7 protein-coding genes are annotated in these 15290 nt (G+C 45.7%); 2 read left to right on the forward strand and 5 right to left on the reverse strand.

The annotated features are described in order from the left end of the window. Positions 1-14 precede the first annotated feature (14 nt). Together GGD38_RS35805 and GGD38_RS35810 are read right to left on the reverse strand one after the other, a co-directional pair. Positions 15-1247: a trans-sulfuration enzyme family protein gene (locus tag GGD38_RS35805; RefSeq protein WP_375303637.1), complete on the reverse strand. Its 1233-nt coding sequence runs from the start codon at positions 1245-1247 to the stop codon at positions 15-17. Between the two features lie 189 nt (positions 1248-1436). Next, positions 1437-2426 (reverse strand): beta-ketoacyl-ACP synthase III, encoded by a 990-nt coding sequence (locus GGD38_RS35810; RefSeq protein ID WP_375303638.1) that lies wholly within the window; start codon positions 2424-2426, stop codon positions 1437-1439. Between the two features lie 398 nt (positions 2427-2824). On the opposite strand from GGD38_RS35810, the gene ruvA reads away from it, so the two are divergent. Then, a complete protein-coding gene (gene ruvA, locus GGD38_RS35815) occupies positions 2825-3409 on the forward strand; it encodes a Holliday junction branch migration protein RuvA (protein WP_375303639.1) in 585 nt (194 codons plus the stop codon). An 83-nt stretch (positions 3410-3492) separates the two neighbouring features. Beyond that, positions 3493-10605: a cell surface protein SprA gene (sprA, locus tag GGD38_RS35820; protein WP_375303640.1), complete on the forward strand. Its 7113-nt coding sequence runs from the start codon at positions 3493-3495 to the stop codon at positions 10603-10605. A gap of 318 nt (positions 10606-10923) precedes the next feature. Here the strand turns inward: sprA and GGD38_RS35825 are convergent, their stop codons facing one another. The 3 genes from GGD38_RS35825 to GGD38_RS35835 form a co-directional block, all read right to left on the reverse strand. Further along, complete coding sequence (locus GGD38_RS35825; protein WP_375303641.1) at positions 10924-11229, reverse strand: hypothetical protein; 306 nt, start codon at positions 11227-11229, stop codon at positions 10924-10926. Between the two features lie 386 nt (positions 11230-11615). Further along, positions 11616-12368 carry an SDR family NAD(P)-dependent oxidoreductase gene (locus GGD38_RS35830; RefSeq protein WP_375303642.1) on the reverse strand — a complete coding sequence of 251 codons (753 nt, stop codon included), beginning with the start codon at positions 12366-12368 and terminating at the stop codon, positions 11616-11618. A gap of 278 nt (positions 12369-12646) precedes the next feature. Beyond that, positions 12647-15277: a PKD domain-containing protein gene (locus tag GGD38_RS35835; protein WP_375303643.1), complete on the reverse strand. Its 2631-nt coding sequence runs from the start codon at positions 15275-15277 to the stop codon at positions 12647-12649. Between the last annotated feature and the right edge of the window lie 13 nt (positions 15278-15290).

Below are 15290 nucleotides of genomic sequence, written 5' to 3' on the forward strand. Positions count from 1 at the left end.
AATTTTATTTTGAATTATAGCCCTTTTAAAGACTGTTCCAGATCAACAAGTATATCCTGCACATTCTCCATGCCAATACTCATGCGTATAAGGCCGTCAGTAATACCATATTTTTCCCGTTGCTCCTTTGGCACCCCATAATGCGTCATAGATGCCGGGTGACACAACAAGGTATCGCAGGTACCTAACGACACTGTACGGGTGCATAGTTGCAAGCGGTCCATCATTTGAATACCGGCCTGCAAACCGCCTTTCAGTTCAATGCTCATGATAGCGCCGGGATGCCGCATTTGTTTTGAAGTAAGCTGGTGATCTGCATGCGATGGTAAACCGGTATAGTTTACTTTGGCAACAGCACTATGCCCTTGGAGGTAATTGGCAACTTCTGTAGCATTATTACAATGCCTTTCCATACGAACCTCTAATGTGCGCATACCGTTGATAAGCAAAAAGGCATCGAAGGGATTGCTGTTACCACCCAACAGTTGAATTGTTTTTTCGGCCCTGCTGGTCATGAATTCAAGATCGCGGCCAATAAGTACACCACCGATCGCTGTACCATGACCGTTCAGGAACTTGGTAGTAGAATGAATAATAAAATCAACACCAAACCTGAATGGTTGCTGCAGGTAAGGTGTTGCAAATGTATTGTCGCAGGCTACCAGCTTGCCGTATTTGCGGGCCAGTTTGGTAAGCGCTTCTATATCTACGCACTGTAATGTGGGGTTGGCAGGTGTTTCGAGGTACACCATCTTAATATTGGGATTCGCCTTTAAAGCTTCTTCGGCTTTGCTTAAATCGCGCAAGTCAACAATTACGGCTTCAATACCCAGGCCCGGTAATATCTTATCCATCATTTCCTGCGAACCGCCGTACAACGAATAATGCGACAATATTTGATCGCCTGCTTTCAGGTTTGAAATAAACAACGTTGAAATAGCCGCCATGCCCGATGCATGTAACAATGCTTTTGCCACCAATGGCTTGCCGGCAGCATCGGTAACGCCAAAACACTCCATGGCCGCTATCTTTTTTTCGGCCTCAGTAAATGTAGGATTGCCCCAACGGCTGTAAATGTATCCTTCTTCCTGTTTGCTAAAACGGCGCATGCCCTGTTCAGCATTATCATATACAAAAGTTGAAGAAGCGTAAATGGGCGTAAGGTGCGCGTATTTGGGATCTTGTTCATGACCGGCATGAATGGCCAGTGAGGTAAAGCCTGTGAACGGGAATTCTTTCTTTGCCATGGTTAAAAATATTGAATATAGAATGAAAAATGCCGAATAATGAAGTACTTTCTTTACTTCATTATCCGGCATGGAAGAATATTTAGTAATTGCTATTGCACCCGCAAAATCACGCACCCGCCAACAGTAGCGAGCCCCGAAATTGAAGCATTATCACATTAGCATATTATCACATTATCACATTACTCTTTAGTATCCCCACTTTAACAGGGTAGCGCCCCAGGTAAAGCCACCGCCAAAAGCCGCAAGTACAATGTTGTCGCCTTTTTTCAGTTTGGTTTCCCAATCCCACAAACACAGGGGAAGCGTACCTGCGGTAGTATTACCATAACGCATAATGTTCAGCATTACTTTATCGTGGGTAAGGCCCATACGATCGGCTGTAGCATCGATGATGCGTTTATTTGCCTGGTGTGGAACCAGCCAGGCGATATCATCACCGGTCAGTTTATTTCTTTCCAACAGTTCGGCGCTTACGTCGGCCATGCCTTTTACCGCAGCTTTGAACACGGGCTGGCCTTCCTGGTATATGAAGTGCTCTTTATTGGCAACAGTTTCAGCTGATGCGGGGCGTAATGAACCGCCCGCTTTCATATGCAGGTGCTGGCATCCGCTGCCATCGCTTTTTAAGATGCTATCGAGTACGCCATAACCTTCGGTATTGGCTTCAAGCAATACAGCTGCACCGCCATCGCCAAAGATGATACAGGTGGTACGATCGCTATAGTCAACAATAGCGCTCATTTTATCGCCACCGGCAACGATCACCTTTTTATAGCGGCCGCTTTCGATAAGGGAAGCGCCAACGGTAAGTGCGTACAGGAAACCACTGCAGGCTGCCAGCATATCAAAGCCAAATGCATTTTTAAGGCCGGCTTTGTGGCATACCAGGTTAGCGGTAGAGGGGAACATCATATCGGGGGTAACGGTTCCAACTACCAGAGCGTCAATCTCTTCGGGAGCAACGCCTCTTTTCTTTAATATTTCCAGAACGGCTGGGGTAATTAGGTCTGAAGTACCTTTCTCACCTTTCAAAATCCTTCTTTCTTCAATACCGGTACGGCTCCTGATCCATTCGTCGTTGGTATCTACTATTTTCTCGAGGTCTGCATTTGTCAGCTTGTCTTCAGGAACAAAGCCGCCAACAGCTGTGATGGCAGCAGTAATTTTTTGCATCATGCTACTATTATACAAGTTTGATATTGAATCATTTTTGAGTTCAAAGTCATTACTAAAAGAGCAAATAAGCTGGCAAAGATAAGGAGTTACCGGTTACTGCGCTTTCGCGAAGCTTCAGCGAAGCAAAGCCGGGTACCAGTCGCCTGTTTCCCGTTGCCAACCTCGCGAAAACCAGTTACAGGTTACAGGTTTCAAGTTTCAGGTTGCCGTACTGACGTGCATTCTGTATTTGCTTTCAGCTTTCGGCTTATAGCTTTAAGCTGTATTTTGTATTCCTATAACGCTCTCATTAAGTAATTGTTATATACCCACCTGTTGGCGGCGGAACAACTTCAACCTTTTAATCACATTCCATAATCTTCAATTAGAAAGCAGAAACCTTTCATTATTTTCGCCTTATGATCGCATTCGTACGGGGACAATTCGTATTGAAGACACCAGCTGTTGTACATATTGAAGCTAACGGCGTGGGATACGAGCTCCAAATTAGTCTGCATACCTATTCATTCATTCAGGGGCTCGACAAAGGGCTGCTATATACGCATTTGCACATAAAGGAAGATGCCCATACGTTGTATGGCTTCTATGAAGTGGCTGAAAAAGAGCTGTTTTTACAACTGATAAGCATATCGGGGGTAGGTGCAGCTACTGCACGTATGATGCTGTCTAGTTTGAAGCCCGATGAGTTATCGCGGGCCATCGTACAGGGGAATACGAAGCAGTTGGAATCAATTAAGGGGATAGGAAAAAAATCGGCCGAAAGGATCATCCTGGAACTGAAGGATAAACTCAGCAAAGGCAAGCCAGGCCTGAATATTTCGCCCCTGATAAACAATACATTGGAGCAGGATGCGTTAAATGCCTTAATTGCACTGGGAATAGCCCGCTCAGCTGCAGAACAGGCTATTCAACGCGTAATAAAAGCGGAACCTTCTCTTAGTGCAGTTGAAGAAATTATTAAGAAAGCTTTAAAAACCATTTAAGCCTATCGGATCGGAACTCTACCTAACTAATTCTCGAGAGAAGATTGTTACGCGCACCTTACAGAAACCGAATAACACCCATTGTGTTCGTAGTAGCTGCATGCGTAGGTATGTGTTCTACCGTAAAAGCTCAGGCTCCCAGGCAGGATTCTACCCAACAGCACGGCTCTGACACTTTGAAGTATCCCCTGCACGACAGACGGGGCGATAAATTTACCTTTCCTCAACGAAATTCACTGGGACTTAAAGACCCGGCCAACATTCGTGACTCCATTGTTTACGATCCCACAACAAGACAGTACTTCATCATTGAAAAAATAGGTAATACTTACTATCGTAAGCCTACCTATCTCACCTTTGATGAGTTCATGGCTATTATGGCCCGTAGGCAGGAAGAAGACTACTTTAAGAAAAGGGCAAATATCCTTAGTGGACTGAACCGCAAAATGCTGCGGCCCAAGATGTCCATGAGCGATAATTTGTTCAACCGCATTTTTGGGAATGGTAAAATTGAGATCAAACCCCAGGGGGAAGTAAACATCATTGCCGGCTACCAGGGTCAGAATATCAAAAACCCCGCACTACCCGAAAGGGCCCGACGCAATGGTGGTTTTGATTTCGACATGAATGCCAACCTGAGCGTGATTGGCAACATTGGCGATAAGCTAAAACTACCCATCAGCTATAACACCCTGGCCAACTTCGATTTCGATAACCAGCTCAAGCTCGATTATACCGGTAACGATGATGAGATCATCAAAAAAATTGAGGCGGGGAACATCTCCTTCTCATCAAAAGGTACGCTCATTCCCGGCGCCCAAAATATATTCGGTATAAAGACCCAGCTGCAGTTCGGCAAGCTCTATATCACCGGCGTACTTGCCAACCAGCGTTCGCAACGACAGTCGCTTGGTTTGCAGGGCGGTTCGGCCAATACCTATTTCGAGTTCAAGGCCAACGACTATGAGGAGAACCGGCACTTCCTGTTAGCACAGTATTTCAAGAATAACTTCAATAAGGCCATGTCGAAACTGCCGGTGGTTTCGTCACAGGTGCAGATCTTGCGCATGGAAGTATGGGTTACTAACCGTAATGGTTCCACAACCGAAACAAGGGACGTGGTAGGTTTGATGGACCTCGGCGAGCCAAGTCCATATTACCAACGCCCCAACCCGGGCAACCCCAATGGCCTGCCAAATAATGACGCCAACGACCTGTACCGCCGTATCGTTAACGACCCCAGCAGCCGCAGCCCTTCTGCCATCACCAGCAAGTTATCGTCGTTAAATTTGCGCCCGGTGCAGGATTTTGAAAAAACATTTGCCCGTAAGCTCAACCCCAGCGATTACTACTTCAACCCGCAGGTTGGTTTCATATCTATCAACCAACCGCTGCAACCCGATGAGGTGTTGGCGGTAGCCTATCAATACACGTATAACGGAAGACAATACCAGGTGGGTGAGTTTTCGCAGGATGTACCACCCGATACTACCAATAGGACTGCGGGAACGCAAAAAGTACTGTTCCTGAAATTATTGAAAGCGACTTCGCAACGTACCAACCTGCCTTTGTGGGGCCTGATGATGAAGAACGTGTACACGCTCAAAACAAAAGATGGCAGCTACTTATCGGGAGTACAACCGGCAGATTTTAAGTTGAACGTATTGTACGAAGAACCCAGCTTAGGCCAGAAACGCTTTTTACCAGAAGGCAATCAACCGGGTGTTCCTTTAATCTCTCTGTTAAACCTCGACCGGTTAAATGCACGAAACGATCCTTTGCCCGATGGGGTGTTTGACTATATTGAAGGCTTTACCATACAATCGCAGCAGGCACGTATCATTTTCCCTTACCTTGAACCGTTCGGGCGCGACCTGGACTCTGTTGCCTTTTCAACCAGTACGCCAGATATTAAGCAGAAGTACATCTACTACCCGCTTTACGATACCATTAAAGAAATCGCAAAAACCTACGCCAACCTCGACAGGTATATCATCAGCGGTTATGCAAAAGGCCAAAGCACATCTGAAATATCACTGGGCGCCTTTAACGTACCCCAGGGTTCAGTAAGCGTAACGGCAGGTGGCCAGGTACTTGTAGAGAACCAGGATTATGTGGTGGATTACAATCTGGGTACCGTTAAGATCATTAACCAGGCCATATTGAATGCCGGCCTGCCTGTAAATGTGCAGTTTGAGAATAATGCCGGCTATGGCATGCAGCAGCGAAACTTTATGGGACTGCGGCTCGACTATATGGCCAAACAAACGGCCCGCGAACAATTGTCGATAGGCGCCTCACTGGTACGGCTGGGCGAACGCCCCTTCTTTACCAAAACGAGTTACAACGAAGATCCTATTCGCAATACCATGTACGGCGTCGACTTTAACTATATGACCCAGGCGCCCCGCATTACAAGCTGGTTAGATAAACTTCCCTTTTACCATACTACCGAAATGAGTACCATTACGGCATATGGCGAAGCGGCTTATCTAAAACCAGGCCACCCGCCACAAATAGGTAAGGGTAGCAACAGCCAGGTGTTCATCGATGATTTTGAAGGTGCACGTAATGCCATTGACCTGCGCTTTCCACTGGTAAGCTGGGGGCTGGCATCAACGCCTGTTAGCAGTACTAATTTGTTTCCCGAAGCTTCCATGCGCGATACCGTAAACTATGGTTACAACCGCGCCAAGCTGGCCTGGTATAACATTGAGCCTGTATTGCAGGATAAATCGAGTGCCGATAACCCAATAAGAGGTTTACCCATTGACCCCCGCACCCGTTCGGTAAACGTTAAAGATATCTTCAAGAACAAAACGCCCGATTTGGGTCAGGGTAGCCTGGTAACTTTTGACATGGCCTACTACCCTACCGAAAGAGGTCCTTACAACTACGATGCACAACCAGGTAGCATTGACGCCAACGGCCGGTTACTGAACCCGCAAAAACGCTGGGGTGGTATTATGCGCGGTATTGACCAGGTTGATTTTGAAACAGGCAACGTAGAATTTATTGAGTTCTGGATGCAGGACCCATATATATTGAACCCCGGTAGCTCGGGTGGTCAATTATACTTTAACCTGGGTAACGTTTCAGAAGACGTACTGAAAGATGGCAAACGCTTTTTTGAGAACGGTATCAGTGGTGCAGTGACAACTGCACTTGAAGATACCGCTACCCGCTGGGGAAAGGTGCCTGCCAACCCCATTCAGGTTACCCAGGCATTTAGTAACGACCCCGCCGACCGGCCTTTACAGGATGCTGGTTTTGATGGTTTAACAAATGAAGCCGAGCAAATAAAATTCCAGGCTTATCTAAACCAGCTGCAAGCTGTAGCTCCCGGCGCATATCAACGGGCCCTTGCCGATCCATCGAGCGACGACTACATCAACTACCGTAATGCGCAGTTCGGCGCAACCGACGGTATTCTTGCCCGTTACAAGAACATCAACAACCCGCAGGGCAACTCACCCGTTGCCAGCAGCGGCGATAAATTTGTAAGCGCCTTTACATTGTATCCCGACCAGGAAGAATTTAACCGTGATAATACATTGAACGAGCTGGAAGAGTATTTCGAATACAAGGTAGAGCTGAGGAAAAGCAACTTTCAGGTGGGCACCAACTACATTACTGATAGTGTTCAGGTTCAGGGCACAAACGAAACCTGGTACCTGTTCCGCATTCCCATCAGGGAGTATAACGGAAAAGTTGGTAATATTCCCGACTTTAAGAGTATCCGGTTCATTCGTATGTACCTTACCGGTTTCGAAGATTCGGTAGTGTTGCGTTTTGCAAAACTGGAACTGGTACGTAACCAATGGCGCCAGTTCAACTACCTGCTCGATACTACCAATCAATACGTTCCCATTCCTGCCAGCACGCCAACAACAGTGAAACAACTGGCTGTGAATGTGGAAGAGAATTCATCGCGTTACCCCGTTCCTTACAAAACGCCGCCAGGTGTAATTCGTCAGCAACAGTTAAGCAACAACAACGTGAACCTGTTGCAGAACGAGCAATCTCTGAGCATGCAGGTTTGTAACCTGGCACAGAACGACGCAAGAGGTGTATTCAAAACCCTGAACCTCGATCTGCGTCAATACAAACAAATGCAGATGTATGTACACGCCGAGTCGGTGAAAAGCACCGGCGATGTAAGGAATGGCGAATTATATGCTGTTGTTCGTTTGGGTAACGACCTTATCAGCAACTTCTATGAAATAAAGATCCCGCTGGAAATGACCCCCTGGGGAACAGCTGACGATGATCTTATATGGCCGGCAAACAATAGCCTTGACCTTTCGCTCGACAGACTGACCAAATTAAAAGTGTCGCGCAACACCAATGGCAACACTTATCAATACTACCAGGAAACCGATGGCGACGGTAAACAGTTTTCAATACTGGGTAACCCCAACCTTGGCGAAGTACGCACCTTCTTTATTGGGGTGCAAAACGTAAAACGTCCCGATGCGTGTGCAGAGATCTGGTTCAACGAGCTTCGCTTATCGGGTCTCGATGAACATGGCGCCTGGGCTGCTACCGGTCGCTTAGACATTAAGCTGGCCGACCTGGGTACCCTGTATCTTTCAGCCAGCGCCCGCAGCGCAGGTTGGGGTACATTAGAGCAACGTGTAAACGAACGCTCACGCGAATCGTTCACCCAGTTAGACGTGGCTACTAACCTTGAGCTGGGTAAACTGTTACCTGCTAAAGCCGGTATATCAATTCCAGTATATGCCAGTTATTCAAAAACGGTTACCACACCAGAGTACGATCCATACGACCTGGATATAAAACTGAAAGACAAACTTAACGCCGCTTCCGGCGCTGCCAAAGACTCAATACGTAACGATGCTATTGACGTAAAAACCATTAAAACGATAAACTTCACCAACGTGAAGAAGAACAATACCAATGGTAAAAAGCAGCAGATATGGAGTATTGAGAACTGGGATGTAAGCTATTCTTATTATAAAGAAGAACAGCACAACCCGCTTATTGAAAGCAATGAGGTGGTACGTCACCGTGCCGGCCTGGGTTATAACTATACCAGCACGCCTAAGTTTTGGGAGCCGGCCAAGAAGATGATCAAAACAAGATCGCCATGGGTAACGGCCGTGAAAGATTTCAACATTAACCCCATGCCTACCCTGCTTGGTTTCAGGGCCGATGTAAATCGCCAGTTTGGCACCTACCGCCCACGCAGTGTAGGTACACCTAAAAACCTGATACCGGAAACCTACGACAAGTACTTCACCTTTGATCGTACATACAACCTGCGTTGGGACTTTACCCGTTCGCTAAACCTCGACTTCACTGCTTTAAACCGCGCGTGGGTCGATGAAGACAGTGGTCGTTTAGATGAAGCTGAGAAAAAACGTATGTGGCATAACTTCTGGAAAGGTGGCCGCACCATTCAATACAACCACAAGGCAACAATGTCCTATACGCTGCCCATGAGTAAAATACCTGCGCTCGACTGGACAACCGTTAGGGCAGGTTATACAGCCACCTTCGACTGGTTAGCAGCTTCGTTAATTGCCAGGGAATTGGGTAACACGCTTTCAAACACGCAGCAAAAGAACGTTACTGCCGAATTTGACTTTACCCGGTTGTACGCAAAATCGCGATTACTACGGGCTTTTGATGAAGATAACCCGCAGGCAGGGCAAGGTGGAATGCCACCAGTGCCGGGCGCCAAAACCGATTCAACAGGCAAGAAGAAGAAACGCGACAAAAACGCACCGCTTGAATTAAGCGGTCCTGTAAAATTCGGTGGCCGTATACTCACCATGTTGAAACGGGTGAACGTGCAATATTCAGAAAATGCCAGCGCTACCATTTATGGTTATACCGATAGCACCCGCATACTGGGTATGAACTTTAGATCGATGGCACCGGGTCTTGGCTTTATATTCGGCCGCCAGCCCGATACCAACTTTGTGAACATGATGGCAAGCAAAGGCTGGCTTACTGCCGATTCAAATTTCAACTACCAAAACCGGCAGGATTACCAGCAGCGGTTAAACATCACAGCTACGCTTAATCCCATACGCGACCTTACCATTGACCTTACGTGGGATAAAACGTTTGGTAAAATGTACAGCGAGTTATATAAAGACACTACCGGTACCGGTCAACACTTTGCGCGGTTGAACCCATACACGTCAGGTAGCTTTAGTGTAAGTTATATTGCGCTGAAGACGATGTTCACACCGGTAAGGCCAAACGAGGTAACAAGTACCTTCCTGAAGTTCCAGAGTTATCGGGAGGTATTATCGAAGCGGCTGGCAGAACAAAACCCTTACTGGCAAAAGCTTGATCCTAACAAACAGATGACCGCCGATGGTTATTATGCGGGTTATGGCCGTTATGCACAGGATGTATTATTACCAGCATTTATTGCAGCCTATACGGGTAAGAACCCCGAGGGCGTTTCATTAATAAAACAGGATAACCCGAACATCCGCTCCAATCCGTTCTCAGGCTTCCTGCCCAGACCAAACTGGCGACTGACCTATAATGGATTGACCCGGATAAAAGGAATGGAAAAGATATTCACCAACTTTACCATTACGCATGGTTATACAGGTACGTTGAGTATGAACAACTATTCTTCGGCGCTGTTGTACCGCGACTCGTTTAACCTGGGTTATCCGGCGTTTGTTGATTCGCTCACAGGAAACTATATTCCTTACTTCCTGGTACCAAACATTTCTATTAGTGAGCAGTTTGTTCCGTTGATCGATTTGGATATGCAATTCACCAATCAGCTCACTGCACGTTTTGAATATAAGAAATCAAGAACGGTGAGTTTGAGTTTGATCGACTTCCAATTGAGTGAGTCACGGTCGACCGAGTTCACTATTGGCGCCGGGTTTAGAAAGCGGGGCGCATTCTCGTGGATCAGAATAAAGGGCAAGCCCTTGCAAAACGATGCCAGCTTTAGGTTAGACCTTGGCCTGCGCGACGACATTACTGCCAACAGCCGCTTAGAGCAAACACAGGCACTACCAACAAACGGACAAAAAGTGATCACCATAAATCCAACGGTCGATTACGTTATCAGCAACCGGGTGAACATTAAGTTATACTTTGAACAACGAAGAGTAGAACCGAAAATATCAACCTCACCGCCGATAACCACAACAAGAGCCGGGGTGCAGATAAGGATCTCACTGGCGCAGTAGTTTGAAAGTTGAATGTTAATGATCGTTATAAAAAAAGCCTTCCCGGTTGGGAGGGCTTTTTTGTTTTAAGCAGTCTATCGTGAAACGGCAAACGTGAAACGTGAAATAGCTCGCTAATTTCCTATGCTTACTTACGAACTTACGCAGCCCTAAATTTATAGCTAATCGCCAACAAAACGCGAGCGTCGAAATTTGGCGTTTGCCGTTTCACGTTTGCCGATTGCCGATTGCCGATTGCCGATTCACGCAAAGGCACCAAACAAAAAAGGCGAGCCATCTATAAAGAATGACTCACCCTCAACTATAAAGCTTTCTAAATTATTTCTTTGCTGTAGGTTCCGGTTTCTTTAACAGCATTACATAACCGCATAAATTCTTTTTCTTCTTATTAACCTGTACGGGTTTTATCATGTGGTATTCACTAAACTGAGGTGTGTAAGTATAGCTGATAATACTACCATCAACATCGCCCCATTGATTTTTTTTATACACTACCTGGCGTTCGTTGAAATCATACATCCGAACTTCGTACAATTTTGATGAAGGATCACCAATAAAAACAAATTGATATACGGTTCCGGCCGTCATTGGTAAAACAACAGGCATTTCATACTCGCTCTCCATCTGAATCGACGTTTCGCGTAGTAGTACATATCCTTGTTCTGAGCTGGCTTTTTTGATACTGTCAACTGCGTGCTGGTAGGGATTTCCTTCGCAATTTTGTAGTTTTATTACATCATTTTGCGCGTGCAATGACGAAGAAAACAGGACGCAAAAACATGCTAATAGGCATGCGCATAGGGGTTTGTACATAGTAATTGGCTTTATATAGGGATCTGGAATTCGATAGCTATCATAAAACTACACAAAATGATGGTAGATGCAAATGGTTTCACCAACAAATCGCATAATCTAAATGAATTATGTATCGCATTCCTATATTCCTTATTACAATTTATATACCAGTACAGGAAATCTACTAGCGCAGCTAAGTAATTTTAACAAAGAATTTACCGGTGTAAATAGAAAGAATTCGCCTGAGCAAGACAAGTTAATACCAGGTCATTTATACACACGTGAGCAGGTAATGAGGCCGCAAAAAACACAACATCAGCAACATCCCCGGCACTTAATGGTTTATACCCTTCATAAATTTTATCGGCGGCATCAGCGTTACCTTTGAAGCGCACCATCGAGAATTCTGTTTCAGCAGCGCCGGGATGAATACCGGTAACTTTTATTTTATGCCGCAACAGATCAACACGCATCGATTGCGACAAAGCATCGAGCGCATATTTTGAAGAACAATACCCGTTTCCTTTCTCATACACTTCTTTGCCTGCAATGGAACCCATATTAATAATGTGCCCTTCTTTTCGTTCTATCATTCCCGGTATTACCGCCTTTGTTACATACATAACACCTTTAACATTTGTATCGAGCATGGTTTCCCAATCATCGATATTGGCATCTTCGAAGTAATCGCGGCCCAGCGCAAGACCTGCATTATTGATAAGTATATCTATTTTTTTGAAAGCCGGCGGCAGTTGTTCAATAGCGCTAAAAACAGCAGCACGGTCACGCACATCAAATTCAAGTGTATGCACCTGTATTTTGTAAGTTGAAGTTAATTGCGCTTTCAGTTCGTTAAGCCTGTCTGCGCGGCGTCCGGTTATAATTACATTGAAATTATTGGCGGCAAATTTTTCGGCCATAGCTTTTCCAAACCCTGAAGTAGCTCCGGTGATTAATACAGTTCTCATTTCGCTGGTTATTTGGCCGCAAAATTAAGTAAAGTCGGCAAACGTGAGTCGGCAATCGTGAATCGTGAATCGGCAATCGGCAATGGCTCGCAAATCGTGAAACGGCAAACAGCCCCCTTCCCAACCCCTCCTCCGCCAGCTGGCGGAGGAGGGGCTCTTTACTAAGCTAGATTTAGTTAACCTGCTGAAGTTGCAAGTTGTATTCCTTTATCAACGATATCACCTCCATCAACTTTTCAACTACCTCGTTAACTCGTCAACTTGTTAGCCCATTCCCCCTACCTCAATAAAATAGCCGTTCCTTTTCTCATAACAAGCTTGCCAGTATAATCTGTTCCACGCGCCATCCATACGTAGGTACCAGCATCCTGTTGTTTTCCATTAATGGTGCCATCCCACCCCACTTCAGAAGAATAGCCCCGGTACATCATTTGTCCCCAGCGGTTGAACACGCAGAAATAATCGAGGGTAGCAATACCTACCGGTATAGGCCGCAACATATTATTACGGCCGCTACCCGGCCTGAATGCATTGGGAACAAAAATATCGGGCGCAGTTTTAAATACTTTGATATTGATTGTGTCCAGGTCGAAACAACCCTCTGCAGTATATGCCCTTAACTCGTACGAGAAATTATCATCAAGTATGGCAATGGGATTGGCAATGTCATTCCGGTTAAGGTGTAATGCAGGCTGCCATTCATAAAAATCAGAGCCCTGTCCATTTAATTGTAGCGGCTGACCAACCACAATGGAAGTATCCCTTCCTGCCCTGGCAATGATCTCGTTTTTAACATTCACCACAATAGTATCGCGCCCAGGTTTGGGGCAACCTAACGTATCATACACGCTAAGCACATACGAAGTGGTGCGCAATGGCCAGGCCAGGGTGTTTAAACTATAGGGATCGCTTAACGTACTGGCAGGGCTCCATGTAAACCGGTAACCTATCATGCTGGCATTAATACTGGCAGTATCCTGATAACAAATAAGTGTATCGGCGCCTGCCCTGGCAGTAGGATATGGAATGGTACGATAAGTGACAATATCTTCGGCCCAGCATTTACCAATATGCGCAACCACATGATAGGTGGTAGTTGCTGTTGGTGTAACCCAGGGCTGCTTTATATTGGGGTTACTGATATAGCCGGGCAAACTGGCTGTCCATTCAAACTTTAAACCATCGGTTTGGGGGTTTAATTGAAATGTATCGGTAAGGCAAATGGTGCTATCGGCACCCGCATCCAATGTTACAAAATCAACTACACGCACCCGTACATTTTCGGTATTCACACAACCATTTTCATTTAATGTAACGGTATATATTGATGTTGTTTTAGGGTATACCAACGGCGTTGGCGTATTTGCATTAAGTATATTATAATTGGGGCTCCATGAAAAAATTCCGTTCCCGCCTGCCTGAAGCATCAACGTATCTATACTGCAGATCAATGTATCCTTAAACGGAACATATATCGGTGGTTTATCGCGCACATCGGCTATAGCGGTGGCCGTTCCCACACAGCCCTTATCGCTTTCAACGGTAAGGGTCACCGTTTTCATACCGGTGGTATTGTATTTCCAACCGGGGTTTTGTGCATTTGATACATCGGCATTGGTGGTTTCATCGCCAAAATCCCAGGTCCATTTTGCCGGTGCGCCATAACGCGAAGTTGTTTGATCGGTAAATTGTATCGGCAATAACACACATGTGCCTGTGATTTTAAATGCAGGCCAAAAACCAGGATATACTTTTGCCAGCGTCACGGTTTCATCTTCACACTGCCCAGCCAGCACTACTTTTAATTTTACGGTATACGTTCCTGTATCGGCATATTGGTGTTGTACCCTGCCTTCTAAATCATTTGTAGTTACAGGTGCAGTTCCGTCACCAAAATCCCACGTGTACACCGAACCGCTGGGGTTCACCTGTTCATTTTTAAATGTTACCAGAAAATCGTCGCAGTAAGAATAATTTGGTTTTAACAGCGCCTCCAGCGGAATACAATCCGACACTTTCACATGCACATCTTTACGATGTATATTTATAAGTACACCCCGCCTGTATTCATATACACAAACTGTAATTACATACTGGCCTATTGAATAAGGCGCAATGCCACTGATAATACCGGTTTTAGGATCAATTGTTACCTGCCCGCCCAATGGCGAGTTACCATTGTATGGCGATTGATAATTTAAATTGGAAAATGGTGGAGTTGAAGTTGTTTGCGGATTGGGCGAATTGGTTGATGCTCCAACAAAGCCACTGCAAAATGTATATGCCAGTGAATCGGTGCCATTGGGTTCAGTAGCAGCAAAGCTTAAAGTAAAATTGCTGCCGCGGCAAATGGCGGTGGCATCGTTTGGCAAATACCGCGGACTACTGTTTTGATAAGCATCGGGTAATGTATTGGTGCCCGGAATTTCACACATATAAGTAGCACCTGCCGAATTACTGCGTGGTACCAGGTTTACAATATTGTCAATACGGCAACACCGTTGATAGGCAATAACATAACCCGCATTATTTACAGGCAGCGTGATGGTATTGGAAAAAGAACGTACACGATAACATACATCGTGGGGCGGGTTACTGATACAGGGGTTTGAAGCGGGATCAAATCGTAACCATTCGTCGCCAATGGTGGGTGCATTAAAGGGGCTCCCCCCTACCTGACTGTTATTGCCTTTATCAAAAACAGTTAATTTGATCTCAGTATCTAACTGGCCCGAACTTTGGGCGTTGCAGTCGATGTATAATTTTAGCGTTACCCGGTAAAACGAAGTGCTGGAAGAAGCAGGCCCCAGGTACTCATAAAACATTTCTCCCCCCTTAATATGCTCAGCAAACAGGGATTGGATCGTTACAAAGAATAACAATGTAGCTATCGCAATTGCTTTTCTCATTAGGCTGGTACAC

The organism is Niastella sp. OAS944 (genome assembly GCA_024809215.1).
In the GTDB taxonomy this organism is placed as follows: Bacteria; Bacteroidota; Bacteroidia; order Chitinophagales; family Chitinophagaceae; genus Niastella.

Bases quoted from the DNA above. Each gene is read 5' to 3' on its own strand.
- GGD38_RS35805 (WP_375303637.1), bottom strand. From the start codon at position 1,247: ATGGCAAAGAAAGAATTCCCGTTCACAGGCTTTACCTCACTGGCCATT.
- GGD38_RS35810 (WP_375303638.1), bottom strand. From the start codon at position 2,426: ATGATGCAAAAAATTACTGCTGCCATCACAGCTGTTGGCGGCTTTGTT.
- ruvA (WP_375303639.1), top strand. From the start codon at position 2,825: ATGATCGCATTCGTACGGGGACAATTCGTATTGAAGACACCAGCTGTT.
- GGD38_RS35825 (WP_375303641.1), bottom strand. From the start codon at position 11,229: ATGGAGAGCGAGTATGAAATGCCTGTTGTTTTACCAATGACGGCCGGA.
- GGD38_RS35830 (WP_375303642.1), bottom strand. From the start codon at position 12,368: ATGAGAACTGTATTAATCACCGGAGCTACTTCAGGGTTTGGAAAAGCT.
- GGD38_RS35835 (WP_375303643.1), bottom strand. From the start codon at position 15,277: ATGAGAAAAGCAATTGCGATAGCTACATTGTTATTCTTTGTAACGATC.